Origin of the sequence: Metasolibacillus sp., assembly GCF_025291715.1 — a bacterium.
Taxonomy (GTDB): Bacteria; Bacillota; Bacilli; order Bacillales_A; family Planococcaceae; genus Metasolibacillus; species Metasolibacillus louembei.
This window is the reverse complement of record NZ_JAMBIZ010000017.1, coordinates 17,375-33,115: the sequence shown is the minus strand read 5'-3', so window position 1 is coordinate 33,115 and position 15,741 is coordinate 17,375. Positions and strand designations below refer to the sequence as shown.

Here is a 15,741-nt window from a genome sequence, read left to right as displayed (position 1 = left end):
ACGATGAAAAAGTTAAAATTATTATGGATAACAGCGATGCTACTTGTGTTAGCAGCATGCGGCACAACCGAGGAAAAACCAGCAACAAAAGAAGAAACACCAAAACAAAATGAACAACAAGTAATTACAATTGAAAATAATGACACAGTACAAGAATATACGGAAGCACCAAAGCGAGCGATTTCGTTAAACCAACATGTAACGGAAGTAATGTTAGCACTTGGCTTAGAAGATTCAATGGTTGGAACAGCTTATTTAGATGATGAAATTTATGCACCATTACAAGAAGCTTATGCCAAAGTGCCTGTATTAGCAGATCAGTATCCATCAAAGGAACAAGTAATCGATGCAGAAGCGGACTTTTTATATGGTGGTTGGAAAAGTGCCTTTGGTGAAAAAGGTGTAGGAACACCAGAGGAGTTATCTGAATTAGGCATTCACACGTATTTACAAACATCTTCTTCAATGTTAGGACCAAAACTAGAAAATATTTTCATCGACATCCGTAACATTGCAAAAATCTTCCGTATTGAAGAACGCGGAGAAGCATTAGTTACACAAATGACAGCAGATGTAGAAGCGATTACAGCACAGCTTCCTACAGACCAAGAGCCATTGAAAGTATTAGTATTTGACAGTGGAGAGCAAGATGTCTTTACAGCAGCACAAAACTTTATGAATGAGCTTGTAACAATTGCTGGTGGAGAAAATATTTTTGGTGATGTTGAAAGTGGTTGGGCAACCGTATCAAAAGAAGATGCGGTAGACCGTCAACCAGAGGTGATTGTCGTGATTGATTATGGCGCAACAACGGCGGAAGAAAAAATCAACTTCTTAAAGCAAGACCCTGCACTTAGCACAACACCAGCTGTACAAAATGAACACTTTGTGATTTTACCATTATCCGCAGCTTCAGAAGGGGTACGTGCTGCAGAAGCAATCGAGATTTTAGCAAAAGGGTTCTATCCAAACAGCTTTAAATAATAAAAATGAGGGGGGAGCTGTATGAATCAAGTCCAAAAGATGTTTACAACGATGCCAACCAAAACCTTTGCTACATTAAAAGAACAAGGTGATTATACTTGTCTATCTGTTGCACCAGGTATTGTCAATAAGCATTTTACCGCGCAACAACTGTTAACGATTGCTCAGCTTGTAGGCGAAACAGGGGCGATTAAATATTCAGCTGCCCATCGCCTCTTGGTGTCTGTGGAAACAGCACGTGTAGAAGAGGTGACGGCGGCATTTCAAGAGGTAGATTTATATATTTACCCAGCAGGCAATGTGGCGACATTCAAATGGTGTGATTTTTGTGATGGTGAGGAATTACATGCCAAAGACCTTGCAGAACAATTGTTTACGGAAGTAGAAGGGCTTGCGACAAAGTATCGCCTACGCATCGGCTTTAATGCCTGTGCATCTGCTTGCTACAATGCGGTATATGATGATATTGCGCTCGTTTATTATCAAGAGCAGGTTGATATTTGGGTAGGAGCAGTACCAATGGGCAGACACGCGAAACCTGGCAAGCTTGTGGCAAAAAAGGTGCCTGCACAAGATATCACAGGCTTGCTCATCGCTTTACTCAATTTTTATAATACAAATGCCAAAGACAATGAAGAATTTTATAAATTTGCCAAGCGTCAGCAATTCTTTCAAGCGTGGCTCGAACAATATAGGGGGAATGCGATATGACAACATGGAATTTACAAAAAACGCAGCGCCATTTGTTGATTTGTAATGGCGCGACATGTCTAAGTGCAGGTGGTGAGGAAGTGACACAGGCCATCCGCCGTGAAATTGCGGAGCACAAGCTAGATGAGGTAATTCATACATCAAGAACGCGCTGTAACGGTCGCTGCAAAGATAAATGTGTTGTCATTTCTTATCCAGATGCAACGTGGTATCATGTGCCAAATGATGAGGTGGCGCGTGCCGTTGTCCATGAGGAAGTCGAGGAAGAAAATATTATTTACCGCCTCGGTGCTGAAGGTACGTTTGAACATAATGACAAGCGTGAAACGATTCAAGGCATCCATAAATATAAACGCAAGAAAAAGGTGGGAGAAAAAGTTAAAAAGGCGATTTTATTCGTTGGGCATGGCAGTAAATTAGAAGCAGGAAACGAAGAAGTACGCCAATTTGTCGAGCGCACACGCTATTTAATTGACCCCAGCTTTTTAGTTGAAACATGCTTTTTAGAGTTTGCTGCACCAGATATTGAGGAAGGCATTGAAAACTGTGTGGAAAAAGGGGCAGAAGAGGTGCATGTTGTGCCAATTATTTTGCTACACGCAGGGCATTCAAAGCTGCATATCCCAGCGGAAATCGAGCATGCGCGCGAGCATTTCCCACATATTACATTCACGTATGGGCAAACAATCGGAATTCACGACAAAATTTTCAAGATTTTATTAGCTCGCTTAGAGGAAATCGGCTTTGATACGGAAGGCCAACATCCTGATACAACTATCTTATTTATTGCACGTGGAAGCAGTGATGCGGGAGCGAAGGCTGATTTTTATAAAATCACCCAGCTATTAGCAGAAAAATTGCATGTCAAATCGGTAGAATGTGCCTTTATGGGCGTTACAACACCTACTGTACCAGATGGGATTGAGCATTGTGTTAAATCAGGAGCGAAACGCATTGTCATGCTACCGTACTTCCTGTTCACAGGTATATTAATGGAGCGAATGAAAAAGATGCGCGAGCAGTTTGGCGAAGTTCATCCAGATGTAGCCATTGACATTGCTGGCTACTTTGGCTATCACCCTGAATTGCAGCATGTATTAGTGGAGCGGGCAGAGCAAGCAATCAATGGCACATCAACAGGCATGCAAGATCTTGAAAACTATCGCGAGTACGCAAGAATTCACGGACCAGTGCATCACCAGCATTAAGGAGGACTGGTTGAGCGAATTCCTGTCTCCGCTGAGCGGAAATTTGGGTTTAATGAGCGCATTTGTGCCTTTGATGAGCGAAAACACAGGTTTGATGAGCGGATAAGGGCTTTGGAACTAGTTTCCATTTCAAAACAGCTCACACATTCGTATGAGAAATTATGGTTTTTCTATTTTCATTGCTTGAATAGGTTCAAATCGCCATGGTTGTGATTATAATTGTTTAATTAAAAAGTAATCACCCATTCATTGTAATAGGTGATTACTTTTTTAGGAGATGGATTACTAATTATCATTCTTTAGAAAAGTACTAGGCATCACAACAAGAACGACTGTCCCTTTCGCACAAAGCGTATCTTCAGCATAAATCTCGGCATCTACCTTCCATTTTTTCGGATGGATTTCTTCAACGGTTCCAACAGCTTTTAATGGAACATGCTGTGGTGTTGGTTTTAGAAATTCGACATTGAGACTAGCCGTTACAAAGCGTGGAGGCTCAGCGCCATCACCAATTTCATTCCCGTTTTTACGGTGCAAAGCAAGGGAGGCAGAGCCTGTGCCATGGCAATCCATCAATGATGCGAGAATTCCACCATATAGAAAGCCAGGAATCCCCATATATTTTGAGTCAGGTGTAAAAATAGTAACAGTCTTTTCTTCTTCCCAGCCTGTTCGAAGGTGATGTCCATCTTTATTTAGTCGACCACAGCCGTAACACCATGCAAAATCATCTGGGTAAATATCTTGAATTGCTTTTTCTACTATAAACTTTTCCATATTCCTTCCTCCTTTAAGTAAGTGCTCTACTATTTTATTATTCGCTTCTTTTTAATAAAAGTCAAAATATTCTAGTAATGTTTTTAACTTCAGTAAAATTTCTTGTCCAAAAAATTTAAAACTTCTTGTCCTTTTACATATGGGTAGTTGAAGTATTCAGGCCCTCTCTCACGCCAAATAACTTTAGTTTACATAATATAAATTATAGGAAGTTATATATCCTTAATAAGTATACTTTTAATATTGAGACGAAACGGAAAATAAAGCATTTCAAATTTAATTATTCACCATTCCAGTTTAAATTATCAAAGTGTTTTTATCATGCACAACTAATTCTCTACTATAAAAAATGCCATTTTGAAATTAAAATGGCATTTTTTATAGCTATCTAAAGAAATTTTTAATGGCGTCCATACGGATTTTGCTATAGCATTCCTCACAGCGAAAAATTTTACTGGTTCTTTCTTTTACTTGTCGAAATCTTAGTGAATCTTCATATACCCTAAATTTGTTTTTACAGCTCGAACACGTTACCTCGTAGTAAAACATCAGCATCCTCCTACATGACATATTACTTTTTAGTTGATTTATCGAAAATTATCATCAGCTCTCTCATATATTCTTGCTAGTTGATTTATTATTTGTACGCATAGTTTTATTTTAGTATGGTCATGCAAATAAATCGAATAAAAAAATCTACTCTGCCAAAATTGGATTGATTTCCGTAGCTTTTCCTGATAATTGGATAATATAATTAACAAATAAAAAAATTTTCACCACAAATTTTTATCATTTCTATTGGTGTTATATAACAATTTCTATTTCAGCCCCTTTTTTAATATTTAGCCTGCCGAAATATAATTTTGTACTTCATGTATAAATTTTCTGCGCTCACATAAAAAATATTGTCATTATTATAGCATTATAGAGTATAAGAAAGTGATTACTTATTCTGGATATCTCTTATAAGCCTTGGTAATTCTATTGTTATTTACGATATTTAAAATTCTGAATATTATAAAAATGGTATTGCAAATAAAATAATTTTCTCCTAAAATGACATCTAACATGAATTTGCTTCACGCTAATTCATCCAAATTAACAATTTAGGGGGATATTTATGCGTAGTGCTTCACTAGAAAAAAATGCAATTAACTTTGAAAAAATTAATCAAATGAAGTCCTTTAATACGTTTGTCAAAAAGAAAAATAAGCTATTATTCACAATTACCGCAGCATTTTTAACATTTTATATCTTTTTACCGATTTTAGCGTTTACAACTGTTCTACAACAGAGTGCAATTGGTTCCATTACTTGGGTATGGGTATACTCTGCTGCTCTCTTTGTGATGACGGTTATATTATGTACCGTTTATGGCAAATTGGCAGCAAAGCTGGATAAAGAAGTACAGGCAATTTTAGCAGAATATGAAGGAGGTCAATCATTATGAATTTAGTATCAGCGGGTTTTTTCCTTGGGATTGTTGGGTTAACATTAATCGTGACATATATCGCAGCGAAGCGAACGTCTTCTGCAAGTGATTTTTACACTGCTGGTGGCGGTTTGACAGGCTGGCAAAATGGCTTTGCGATTGCAGGTGACTATTTGTCTGCCGCAGCATTTTTAGGTGTATCGGGTGCAATTGCGTTAACAGGCTTTGATGGATTCTTTTTTTCTGTTGGCTATGTTGTAGCCAATTTAGTTCTTTTATATGTCATTGCAGAGCCAATGCGTAATTTAGGACGTTATACATTAGCGGATATGCTGACAGCTCGCTTCAATGAAAAGCGGATACGTGGTGTAGCAGCAACAGGCACAATTATTATCGTTATTTTTTATATGATTGCACAACTCGTTGGTGCAGGTGCATTAATTAAACTATTATTTGGGATTGAGTATTGGATTGCCGTGCTAATTGTTGGTGTGATGATGACAACATACGTATTATTTGGTGGCATGACGGCAACAAGCTGGGTACAAATTATTAAAGCAGGCTTACTATTATTCGGTACTGCCCTTCTTGCGATTTTAGTGTTCTATAAATTTGATTTTAATTTAGTGAAAATGTTTGATACAATCGCGGCAGATCATGGCAAAGAGTATTTAGTGCCAGGAATAAAATATACATCGACGATTGATTCTGTCTCAATGATGATGGCGCTTGTATTAGGAACGTCGGGATTACCACATATTTTAATGCGCTTCTTTACGGTAAAGGATGCGCGTACAGCTCGAACATCGATTTCATATGCGACTTGGATTACAGCGATTTTCTTTGCTTTAACAATTTTCTTAGGGTTCGGCGCGATGCATTTTGTTGGATTGGATGCGATTAAAGCATCGAGCGCTGCTGGCAACACGGCTGCCCCGCTTTTAGCCGAGTTTTTAGGTGGTAATATTTTATTATCGTTTATTAGTGCAGTAGCGTTTGCAACGATTCTAGCAGTTGTCTCAGGTTTAGTATTAACAGGTGCTTCAGCGATTTCACATGATATTTATGGTGAGATTTTGAAGGATGGAAAATTGACAGAGAAACAGCAAGTAATGGCGGCTCGCTTAGGCTCTATTTCTATTGCAATTGTTTCTATTATTTTGGCATTATTTGCTCAAAGCTTGAATGTATCGTTTTTAGTATCATTTGCCTTTTGTTTAGGGGCTTCAGCGAATTTACCTGTTATTTTGTACACAATTTACTGGAAAAAATTCAACTCAACTGGCGTTGTGGCAGCGATTATAACAGGCTTAGTTTCTTGCTTAGTACTTGGGGCATTAGGTCCAAACATTTGGAGTGAGACAGGATCAACAATTTTTGTTGGAAAACCTTTAGTAAACTTATCAGTACCAGCTATTATTACGATCCCATTAGGCTTCCTTGCTGGTTATTTAGGAACTGTTTTATCATCAAACAAGCAAACTACCCAACAATCAGAAGAAATTTTCAAAGAAATACGTGTAAAGGCAAATACAGGTATTTCTGTATCTGATGTATCACATTAATTTATCAAACATACGCACAAACCATGGCCATGCTTTGTGCGTATGTTTTGTATCTAGGGAAATTCTGATTAATCGAATTACTTATTCTGCTTATCATCAATCAACCCTTTAAAATATACGGTTTCTATTTTAAGACCATTGCTAGTTTTCTTAAAAACAAAAATGTGCCGAGATACTCCATTTACATAAAACTCTGAAGTCGATTGTTTCTGCCTCATTAGCGTTAGTGAAAAATACTTTTGACGTAAATATTGTCAAGATGGTTACTAATAAAATAAGGAAAAATGATAATATTGATTTCTTCACATATTCACCTTCTCTTTCTATTGTATTTAACAGCTAGCATACTTAAATCAACATCAATAATTCCCCTTTGTTATATAGCAATTATAACAACAACTCGAAAATATGATTTGTATTTTGTTTAAAATAAGAAAATATAGCAAACGAAAAATCGGTAATAGCTTTATCTGATTATCTATTTACAGTTTTAATATTGTTATAACACAAAATATCAGTTTTTGTATTTGTTATATCATATTAACTTGTCAAGGATACTGTTTGAAGTGAAGATCTAATTACTATTCTTCACACCCTAAAAATATTATAATAATATATTAATTTCTTGCGAAACACTTTTAAAAACATCATTTTTAAAAGACAAAAAAATCCGTCGAAAATAACAAAATTTTCTCTTTCAGGAACTAAAATTGTTTATCGTCATCGTTTTATACATTGATATATCAATATTTAGTAAAATAATTTCGTCTTCAAAAATACCTACTTCTCCTCTTTTACCCTATCATTTTTCTCGCTTAAGTTACTTTTCTAAAAATTTTTTTCACATAATTTTCTTGAAAACTATTGCAATTTTGTGAACGGTCAAATAGAATGAAAATTGTAAATTCTTGATAGAGCAATTTACGTACAAAATGCAGTAATTTTAGACAAAAATGGGGGGATAAGATTTATGGGGAATCAACAAAAGCATATTGACTATGACAAAATTGCGCAACTTGACTCTTTTAAACAACTAGTAAAGAAAAAGAACTCATTCTTATGGACGTTAACAGCTATTTTCTTAATTGCGTACATGTTGTTACCTGTGCTAACTTCTTACACAAAAATCTTACATGCCAAGGCAATTGGCGACATTACATGGGTTTGGATTTATTCAGCGGGCTTGTTTATTATGACTTGGAGCTTAGCACACCTGTATGTAGCGAAAGCTGGCAAGTATGACAAAGAAGCAAAAGCCATTATCGCAGAATATGAAAGGGGGCAACGTTAATGAATGGTATGAGCTTTACAGCGGTGTTTTTCTTCGTTGCCATCGTAGGTTTAACATTAGTTATTACTTGGTGGGCATCAAAGCGCACATCTTCAGCAAGTGATTTCTATACAGCAGGCGGAGGCTTAACAGGCTGGCAAAACGGTCTTGCGATCGCTGGTGACTATTTATCAGCAGCATCATTTTTAGGGATTGCAGGTGCAGTTGCCCTATTCGGCTTTGACGGCTTCTTCTTCTCTTTAGGTTATTTAGTAGCTTACTTAGTGGTACTTTATATCGTAGCAGAGCCATTACGTAACTTAGGCCGCTTCACATTAGCGGATATGATTACAGCGCGCTTTGATACAGCAAAAGTACGTGGTACAGCTGCATTAAGTACAATTACAATCGTTTTATTCTACATGATTGCACAGCTTGTAGGGGCAGGTGCATTAATCCAGTTATTACTTGGTATTGAATATTGGATGGCTGTTCTTTTAGTAGGTGTTATGATGACAGTCTATGTACTATTCGGTGGTATGACAGCAACAAGCTGGGTACAAATTATTAAAGCTTGTTTATTAATGTTAGGTACTGTTATTATTTCATTCTTAGTTTTAGCAAAGTTCGACTTTAGCATTGCTAACATGTTCACACAAATGGTAACGGTTACAGAGCATGGTGAAGATTATTTAAATCCAGGTTTACGTTATACAGATGGTCTTGATACTATTTCAATGCTGATTGCATTAGTATTAGGTACTGCTGGCTTACCGCATATTTTAATGCGTTTCTTCACAGTAAAAGATGCACAAACAGCGCGCTCTTCAGTTATTTGGGCAACTTGGATTGTAGGTATTTTCTATATTTTAACAATCTTCTTAGGCTTCGGTGCAGCAGCATTTGTAGGTAAAGAAGAAATCGTAACAGCGAATGCCGCAGGTAATATGGCTGCGCCACTTCTTGCAAAGGCCCTAGGTGGCGACATTTTATTCTCGTTCGTCTGTGCCGTAGCATTTGCAACAATTTTAGCGGTAGTAGCAGGTCTAGTGCTTTCAGGTGCATCTGCCCTATCACATGATATTTACGGTCAAATTATTAAAAAGGGTAAGATTTCTGAAAAAGAGCAAGTTATGGCTGCTCGTATCGGTTCAATTACAATTTCAATTATTTCAATCGTTTTAGCTTTAGGTGCACAAACATTGAATGTAGCCTTCTTGGTATCGTTAGCGTTCTGTATTGCGGCTTCTGCTAACTTGCCAGTAATTATTTACACAATTTATTGGAAACGCTTTAATACAGCAGGTGCAGTAACAGCAATGTTAACAGGTTTAATATCTGCATTAATTCTTGTAGCTGTATCTCCAAACGTTTGGGGTCCAGAAGGAAAAGCAATTTTTGTAGGTGAGCCATTATTCATGCTTTCAAACCCTGCATTAGTTTCTGTTCCACTTGGCTTCCTTGGCGGTTGGATTGGTACATTGTTATCAAAAGAAAAAGCAGACGAAGCGAAATATCGCGAAGTAGACGTAAAAGCAAATACAGGTATTTCTGTACAGGATGTTTCTCACTAAAAGCAAAAAGAGGTCATACAGAGCATATTCTGTATGACTTCTTTGCTTTTTTAATTAATATCCCCTACATATTATAGATGTACTTTTCCTGCTTTTATAAAGGCAGTTGTTTTTTCATCTTCTTTTATGTAAAATTTTTCTTAAAGAGGTGGTAGGATGAAAAGGCGTTATTTACAGCGTGGTGATTGGCAACGCATCGTTCATAGGGATTATCGACAATTACCTATTGAGGATGATTTTACAGACTATATCGCACTCCTTCAGATGCATGAAGTGACGGAGCCACTTAAGAAAAAATATGGCGACAAAGAGCTTTGTATCGTGGATGCGCACTATTCTTGGTTACAGCAGCTCCCTTTCAATGAGCATTTTGCGGTGACAACTATGTTTGATCAAAATGGAGAGGTTATTCAATGGTATATTGATATTACCAATGAGAACGGTGTCGAAAACGGCATGCCTTACATGGATGATTTATTTTTAGATATTGTCGTACTGCCAACAGGTGAAGTCATTCAAAAGGATAAAGATGAACTAGCTTGGGCACTTGATAAACAGCTCATCACCCAGCAACAATATGAGCTTGCTTATCGCACCTTCCATGAGGTGCTAGCGCTTATTGAAGAAGGCAGCTTCCCCTATTTTGATATGAGCTTAGTACACCGCAATCGTCTAGCAAATGAGGTGATAACATGACACAATCAAAAGCAAAGAAAAAACGTTTAGCGAAGCAGCGTGCAGGCGGTACGGACGTTACAAAACAACGCGGCACTGCCTCCTTCTCTACACATGAACGTAAAACAAAGACGAAGCAGGAAACGATTGACCAGACGTATAAAAAATACAAAAGACATTTTCAGGAATAAATTATGATGAAATTTAGATTAATTTTTATAGAGGTGAAAATATGTCATTGATTTGTTTAGAAGGAGCAAGTGCAGTAGGAAAAACATCAACTTCTAGGGAATTTGCCAAAACAACTAACACTTATACGCTCAAATGGTTAGAAAATAACAAGGCATAATCTTCAACTACTGATGAATCATAATAAAAATAACCCCAATCTTAATAAAGATAGGGTTACACTATTTATTCATTTGGATAAAGCTTTTGATAAGTTTCCATTGTATGTTGAATTAAATTCTTTAAAACATCGATATTAATATCAGCTAGTTTATTTACATAAATGCAGGCTTTACTTTTCGTATGCTTACCAAAGCCCTCTAATAGCGCATCTCTTTCCTCACCTTCATAGACTAAATAAAGACTGATTTTCGCCTTTCTTGGTGAAAAAGCAACTAAAGGGGCATCACCTTCACGTCCTGATGCATATTTATAGTGATAGCTACCAAAGCCGATAATACTAGGTCCCCACATTTTTGCCGGATAGCCTGTGACCTCTTCAAAAATTTCGAGTAATTGATAGGCATCTGCCTTTTTTTTATCACTTTCCACACTTTCAATAAACTCCACTACACTATTGTCGTTTTCTTTCATCTTCGGTTCACTCATATTCTGCATCTCCTAACTAGGTTTCTTTTTCTGTATCGCTAAAACGCCGATTGTTGCTAAAATGAAAAATGTACCTAACCAATCAATCCAGCCGAATGCTACACCTAAAAAGAGCACCGAGGTGCCTGCAGCAGATAATGGCTCTGCACAGGCGAGTAAGCTCGTCTCAGTTGGTGTTAAGTACTTGATGCTTTCTAAATAGCTGTAAAAAGCAAAGACTGTACCGAATAAAATGACAAAGGCTAAGGCAAACAGCCCCGAAATATGCCATTCCCCTTCGAATTTCCATGGTGCATGAACGAAGCTGAAGGCAATTCCACCTACGAGCATCCCCCATCCAACAACTAGCATAGACCCCCAGCGGCGCAACAAGGAAATGGGTTGGATTGTATAAAATGCTAAGCCGAATGCGGATAATATTCCCCAAATAAACGCTTCTTTTGAAATCGACAAGGAATTCACATTACCATGTGTAACAAGTAAAAATGTGCCGAACAAGGCGAATCCTACAGCTAAAAGCTCCTTCACTGTTGGCAAGCGCTTTGCTAAAGCAATAAAATAAGCTGTAACAATAGCTGGCCCTAAATATTGTAATACTGTTGCTGTTGCAGCATTGCCGTAATTAATTGCAGCTAAATATGTATATTGTACACCAATCATCCCGATAATGCCGAAAATAAGCAGTGATAAAATATCTACTTTTTGCCGCCAAATGTGAAAAATATGTGAGCCCTGTTGGCGATAAGCAACGGTTAATAAAATGAGCCCGCCAGCTAATAAACGCATCGTCGTTACCCATTCTGTGCTCATGTGTAACGTTTGGAATAAATATTGGGATACCGTACCAGAAATGCCCCAAAACAGTGCAGCAAGGAGAACAAGCACAATCCCCTTTCTGCGATTTTCTACTGCCATTGCTATCGTGCCTCCTTTACATCGCCATTTCAAGCTTGCGACGACGAATAATGAATAAGAAATAAGAGCTTAATAGCAAGCTAAACACACCGAATGTAACCCCCATCCACTGCAAACCAATTAAATCAAGCAATGCTCCAGTCGATAATAAAACAATTTGGAACAGCACTTGGTCTAGCATATTGCGAAAGGAGAAAAAGCGTCCATGATATTCCTTCGGCACTTGACGCTGGAAGATCGTCATGGTTGTTGGGAAGAAACAGCCTACCGTAAAGCCAAATAACGCAAAGGTTAATAATGCAAATAATTGAATATCTGATAAAAAGAGCATTAGCTCCATCAAGCCAATAATAAAGACTGACATAAATAAAATCGTGCCTGTTTTGGCGATTTTCGTTAAATGCTTAATAAATACTGCCCCTAGCATAAAGGCGGTTCCTTCTACCGCATAAATCATACCTGACAAGCTTTGTGATTGATGGATTTCGGTAATTTTCATAATGACAAGATTAAATGAGCCTAAAAATAAAATCGGAATAACCATTAACACCAGTGTCATTAACACAACTGGCTGCTCTTTTAGCATTGGGTAAACTTCTTTAAAGCTACCCTTGCTCTTTTCTTTTGTCTGCCTCTCTTTTGTCTGCTCCTGTAAATCCAGCGTAAAGGTAATGCCTAGCATTACAATATACATGACCATCGAGGCAATATATAACCATTTTACATCAAAATAGCTTAGTACTAAACCTGCCGCTGCAGTCCCAATAATACGTGAAATGGTGCGGGCATTCATATGCCAGCCATTTAGGGTAATTAAATCGCGATCTTTCACAACCATTGGAATAACAGCCTGTAATGCAGGCATATAAAAGGCTGCTGCCAATTGCAGGCTTACTAAAAAGCAGAGCATCCAGATAACCGAGTTCGTTGCCAAAGCGACAAACATAAAAAGCACCGAGACAACTCGCCCTGCGCTCGCTACAATTAATACTTTCTTTTTACTTGATGAATCAATGATACGACCTGCTAATGGACCGACCGCAACACCTGCAATCATGCCGAGTGCTAATATAAGCGACTTATGAAAATCAGACGGTACCGTTTCCTGCATAAATGCTAAGTTACCGATAATGCCTGCCCACAAGCCTAAGCCGACGACAAATTCCCCTATTAATACAATCCATACATTTTTATTTTTCCACATGAATGAGCTTCCCTTCTATGATATAACGACTTCCGAAATAAATTGAATGATATAGTATTATGGGAGAAATGTCAATATAGCAAAAACGTCACCCTAGGATAAGTATATAAGCAAAGACTGCCTGAAAAGATATCCTCCTTTCAGACAGCCCTTTGAGTTACTGTTAGTCTTTCGGCAGTAACACGGCTCTTACTAATGCGCCGTCTACAGCTGTATCCACTTTTAGCGAGCCATTTGAATAACGGTCCGCTCTTGATAGGTTCAACACGTGAATCGTTTCCTGCACGCCACGCTCTGTTTCTAACAGCACATGATCCTGCGCTGTTGCAAGTAACACCGCATACACACGATGCGGATTCGATTTTAATTCTTTTAAAATGACGACACCACGTTTTGCACGATTGCCTACCTCAATTTCAGATAGCAGCATTCGCTTGATCGCTCCGCGCTGTGTCACAACGACAAGCTCCTGATTGCTCTCAGGGCTGATTAAATTAGCAGCGGCTAAGTATTCACCATCTTTTAAAACAATGCCTTTAACGCCACCTGTCTTCACACCTGTAACAGGTAATTCTTCTGCTGTAAAACGAATTGTATAGCTCGTATTGCTTGTTAATAAAATTTCCTGTGTAGGTGTTAACAACGAGGCATAAATCATCTCGTCAGTACCTTTGACATTCATTGTTTTAATAGGCTTCGAATAACGAGTGACCACATAATCTGCTAATGGCGAGCGCTTAATTTGCCCTTCCTTCGTTGCCGTAAAGATAAAAGTATCCTCTTTGTCAAATGACTCAATGCCAATCACTTCAATAATATATTCCTCTGCATCAAGCGGTACGATGCTTGAAATATGCTGCCCAAGGTCCTTCCAGCGAATATCAGGTAGCTCATGTACAGGCTGATAAATATAATTGCCTTTATTCGTAAATAACAATACATAGTGCTGCGTATTAAGTGTTGCTTCATATAATAAATAATCTGATTCCTTCATGGCAAAATCTTGTCCGTTCGACGCACTGTGAGAGCGTAGGCTTGTGCGCTTGACATAGCCATCCTTCGTTACTGTTACCACAACTTCCTCACTTGGTACAAGCACATCGAGCGTTAGCTTAATTTCCTCGATTTCTGCTTGGATAACAGAGCGACGTGGCTGCGCAAAGCGCTTGCGCACATCAAGCAGCTCCTGCTTAATAACACGGATTAGCTTTTTTTCATCATTTAAAATATTTGTTAGCTTATCAATTAATTGAATAAGCTCCTCTTCCTCTGTACGCAATTCGGTAATATCGGTATTTGTTAAGCGATATAGTTGCAAGCTTACAATTGCCTCTGATTGTATTTCTGTGAAATGGAATTTTTCCTGTAAATTATTTTTGGCATCGCGCTTATCACTAGAAGAGCGAATTGTTTGAATCACCTCATCTAAAATAGATAAGGCCTTCATTAAGCCTTCTACAATATGTAAACGATCCTTAGCCTTTGTCAAATCATAAGCAGTTCGCTTGCTAACGACTTCCTTTTGGTGCGCAATATATGCATCGAGCATAAGCGGCAACGTCATTAATGTTGGACGACGGTTATGAATCGCAATCATATTGAAGCTATACGTAATTTGTAAATCTGTAGATTTTAATAAATAATTTAAAATGCCCTGTGCCTGCACATCTTTTTTCATTTCAATAACGATACGTAAGCCAGTGCGATCCGATTCATCTCTTACATCTGCAATACCTTCTAAGCGTTTATCAGCGCGTTGTTCATCAATCTTTTTAATTAAATTCGCTTTATTAACATCGTATGGCAGCTCTGTAATCACGATTTGCTCTTTATTGCCTTTAATTTCTTCAATCGTTGCAGCCGCACGAATAATAATTTTCCCCTTACCGGTTTCATACGCTTTTTTAATGCCTTCCACACCTTGAATAATACCACCTGTTGGGAAATCAGGTCCTTTAATGACCGTCATTAATTCATCAACGGAACACCCTGGCTTGTCTAAACGCATTAATACAGCATCCAATGCTTCCTGTAAATTATGTGGGGGAATATCTGTCGCATAGCCTGCCGAAATCCCTGTGGAGCCGTTCACAAGCAGGTTCGGGAAACGAGCAGGTAAAACAACTGGCTCCATATCCTGATCATCAAAGTTTGGCACAAAATCAACTGTGCGTTTGTTAATATCACGCAGCATTTCCGCCGCCACCTGTGATAAACGTGCCTCTGTATAACGCATTGCAGCTGGTGGGTCTCCATCAACTGAGCCATTATTACCATGCATTTCAATGAGCATATGACGTGCCTTCCAATCCTGACTCATACGCACCATCGCGTCATAAACAGAGGAGTCGCCGTGCGGGTGGAAGTTACCGATTACGTTTCCGACTGTTTTTGCCGATTTACGGAACGGCTTATCGTGTGTATTGCCCTCATTAAACATCGCATATAAAATACGGCGCTGTACAGGCTTCAACCCGTCGCGTGCATCTGGCAACGCGCGGTCTTGAATAATATATTTTGAATAGCGACCAAAGCGGTCACCCATTACTTCTTCTAAAGGTAAATCTTGAAATTTTTCCGTTGTCATTC

At 38.2% G+C, this 15,741-nt stretch carries 15 protein-coding genes; 9 read left to right on the top strand and 6 right to left on the bottom strand.

Features of this window, described 5'->3' with window-relative positions; genetic code table 11:
- The first annotated feature begins 3 nt into the window (after positions 1-3).
- The 3 genes from M3Z76_RS11870 to M3Z76_RS11860 are packed head-to-tail and all read left to right on the top strand — an operon-like array spanning position 4 to position 2,903.
- Complete coding sequence (locus tag M3Z76_RS11870; RefSeq protein ID WP_293927242.1) at positions 4-984, top strand: ABC transporter substrate-binding protein; 981 nt, start codon at positions 4-6, stop codon at positions 982-984.
- A 21-nt stretch (positions 985-1,005) separates the two neighbouring features.
- Positions 1,006-1,695 (top strand): precorrin-3B methylase, encoded by a 690-nt coding sequence (locus M3Z76_RS11865; protein ID WP_293927239.1) that lies wholly within the window; start codon positions 1,006-1,008, stop codon positions 1,693-1,695.
- The gene (locus M3Z76_RS11860; RefSeq protein ID WP_293927236.1) at positions 1,692-2,903 is read left to right on the top strand and encodes a CbiX/SirB N-terminal domain-containing protein; all 1,212 of its coding nucleotides are present in this window, start codon (positions 1,692-1,694) and stop codon (positions 2,901-2,903) included. The genes M3Z76_RS11865 and M3Z76_RS11860 overlap by 4 nt, the downstream gene beginning before the upstream one ends.
- 285 nt (positions 2,904-3,188) lie before the next feature.
- Here M3Z76_RS11860 and M3Z76_RS11855 read toward each other — a convergent pair whose 3' ends face one another.
- Together M3Z76_RS11855 and M3Z76_RS11850 are read right to left on the bottom strand one after the other, a co-directional pair.
- Positions 3,189-3,680, bottom strand: coding sequence for a PaaI family thioesterase (locus M3Z76_RS11855; protein WP_293927233.1), 492 nt, complete (start codon positions 3,678-3,680; stop codon positions 3,189-3,191).
- Positions 3,681-4,064: 384 nt separating this feature from the next.
- The gene (locus M3Z76_RS11850; RefSeq protein ID WP_293927231.1) at positions 4,065-4,235 is read right to left on the bottom strand and encodes a DUF2197 domain-containing protein; all 171 of its coding nucleotides are present in this window, start codon (positions 4,233-4,235) and stop codon (positions 4,065-4,067) included.
- Positions 4,236-4,800: 565 nt separating this feature from the next.
- On the opposite strand from M3Z76_RS11850, the gene M3Z76_RS11845 reads away from it, so the two are divergent.
- The 6 genes from M3Z76_RS11845 to M3Z76_RS11820 all read left to right on the top strand — a co-directional run bounded on the left by M3Z76_RS11845 (position 4,801) and on the right by M3Z76_RS11820 (position 10,387).
- A complete protein-coding gene (locus M3Z76_RS11845) occupies positions 4,801-5,130 on the top strand; it encodes a DUF485 domain-containing protein (protein WP_293927228.1) in 330 nt (109 codons plus the stop codon).
- The gene (locus M3Z76_RS11840) at positions 5,127-6,677 is read left to right on the top strand and encodes a solute symporter family protein (RefSeq protein ID WP_293927225.1); all 1,551 of its coding nucleotides are present in this window, start codon (positions 5,127-5,129) and stop codon (positions 6,675-6,677) included. The genes M3Z76_RS11845 and M3Z76_RS11840 overlap by 4 nt, the downstream gene beginning before the upstream one ends.
- Before the next feature lie 970 nt (positions 6,678-7,647).
- Positions 7,648-7,968 carry a DUF485 domain-containing protein gene (locus M3Z76_RS11835; protein WP_293927223.1) on the top strand — a complete coding sequence of 107 codons (321 nt, stop codon included), beginning with the start codon at positions 7,648-7,650 and terminating at the stop codon, positions 7,966-7,968.
- An 8-nt stretch (positions 7,969-7,976) separates the two neighbouring features.
- Complete coding sequence (locus M3Z76_RS11830) at positions 7,977-9,521, top strand: solute symporter family protein (RefSeq protein WP_293927332.1); 1,545 nt, start codon at positions 7,977-7,979, stop codon at positions 9,519-9,521.
- 156 nt (positions 9,522-9,677) lie between these two features.
- Positions 9,678-10,217 carry a ribonuclease FAU-1 family protein gene (locus M3Z76_RS11825; RefSeq protein WP_293927221.1) on the top strand — a complete coding sequence of 180 codons (540 nt, stop codon included), beginning with the start codon at positions 9,678-9,680 and terminating at the stop codon, positions 10,215-10,217.
- Complete coding sequence (locus tag M3Z76_RS11820; protein ID WP_293927218.1) at positions 10,214-10,387, top strand: hypothetical protein; 174 nt, start codon at positions 10,214-10,216, stop codon at positions 10,385-10,387. Before M3Z76_RS11825 ends, M3Z76_RS11820 begins: the two co-directional genes overlap by 4 nt.
- Before the next feature lie 223 nt (positions 10,388-10,610).
- Here M3Z76_RS11820 and M3Z76_RS11815 read toward each other — a convergent pair whose 3' ends face one another.
- From M3Z76_RS11815 to parC, 4 genes are all read right to left on the bottom strand, one after another.
- Positions 10,611-11,033 carry a DUF1801 domain-containing protein gene (locus tag M3Z76_RS11815; protein WP_293927216.1) on the bottom strand — a complete coding sequence of 141 codons (423 nt, stop codon included), beginning with the start codon at positions 11,031-11,033 and terminating at the stop codon, positions 10,611-10,613.
- Positions 11,034-11,045: 12 nt separating this feature from the next.
- Positions 11,046-11,948: a DMT family transporter gene (locus M3Z76_RS11810; protein ID WP_293927214.1), complete on the bottom strand. Its 903-nt coding sequence runs from the start codon at positions 11,946-11,948 to the stop codon at positions 11,046-11,048.
- A gap of 16 nt (positions 11,949-11,964) precedes the next feature.
- Entirely contained in the window at positions 11,965-13,152 is a 1,188-nt protein-coding gene (locus M3Z76_RS11805; protein WP_293927212.1) for an MFS transporter, read from the bottom strand.
- A 163-nt stretch (positions 13,153-13,315) separates the two neighbouring features.
- Complete coding sequence (parC, locus tag M3Z76_RS11800; RefSeq protein WP_293927209.1) at positions 13,316-15,739, bottom strand: DNA topoisomerase IV subunit A; 2,424 nt, start codon at positions 15,737-15,739, stop codon at positions 13,316-13,318.
- Between the last annotated feature and the right edge of the window lie 2 nt (positions 15,740-15,741).

Coding starts and splice junctions, on each gene's coding strand:
- M3Z76_RS11870 (WP_293927242.1), top strand. CDS start 4: ATGAAAAAGTTAAAATTATTATGGATAACAGCGATGCTACTTGTGTTA.
- M3Z76_RS11865 (WP_293927239.1), top strand. CDS start 1,006: ATGAATCAAGTCCAAAAGATGTTTACAACGATGCCAACCAAAACCTTT.
- M3Z76_RS11860 (WP_293927236.1), top strand. CDS start 1,692: ATGACAACATGGAATTTACAAAAAACGCAGCGCCATTTGTTGATTTGT.
- M3Z76_RS11855 (WP_293927233.1), bottom strand. CDS start 3,680: ATGGAAAAGTTTATAGTAGAAAAAGCAATTCAAGATATTTACCCAGAT.
- M3Z76_RS11850 (WP_293927231.1), bottom strand. CDS start 4,235: ATGCTGATGTTTTACTACGAGGTAACGTGTTCGAGCTGTAAAAACAAA.
- M3Z76_RS11845 (WP_293927228.1), top strand. CDS start 4,801: ATGCGTAGTGCTTCACTAGAAAAAAATGCAATTAACTTTGAAAAAATT.
- M3Z76_RS11840 (WP_293927225.1), top strand. CDS start 5,127: ATGAATTTAGTATCAGCGGGTTTTTTCCTTGGGATTGTTGGGTTAACA.
- M3Z76_RS11835 (WP_293927223.1), top strand. CDS start 7,648: ATGGGGAATCAACAAAAGCATATTGACTATGACAAAATTGCGCAACTT.
- M3Z76_RS11830 (WP_293927332.1), top strand. CDS start 7,977: ATGAGCTTTACAGCGGTGTTTTTCTTCGTTGCCATCGTAGGTTTAACA.
- M3Z76_RS11825 (WP_293927221.1), top strand. CDS start 9,678: ATGAAAAGGCGTTATTTACAGCGTGGTGATTGGCAACGCATCGTTCAT.
- M3Z76_RS11820 (WP_293927218.1), top strand. CDS start 10,214: ATGACACAATCAAAAGCAAAGAAAAAACGTTTAGCGAAGCAGCGTGCA.
- M3Z76_RS11815 (WP_293927216.1), bottom strand. CDS start 11,033: ATGAGTGAACCGAAGATGAAAGAAAACGACAATAGTGTAGTGGAGTTT.
- M3Z76_RS11810 (WP_293927214.1), bottom strand. CDS start 11,948: ATGGCAGTAGAAAATCGCAGAAAGGGGATTGTGCTTGTTCTCCTTGCT.
- M3Z76_RS11805 (WP_293927212.1), bottom strand. CDS start 13,152: ATGTGGAAAAATAAAAATGTATGGATTGTATTAATAGGGGAATTTGTC.
- parC (WP_293927209.1), bottom strand. CDS start 15,739: ATGACAACGGAAAAATTTCAAGATTTACCTTTAGAAGAAGTAATGGGT.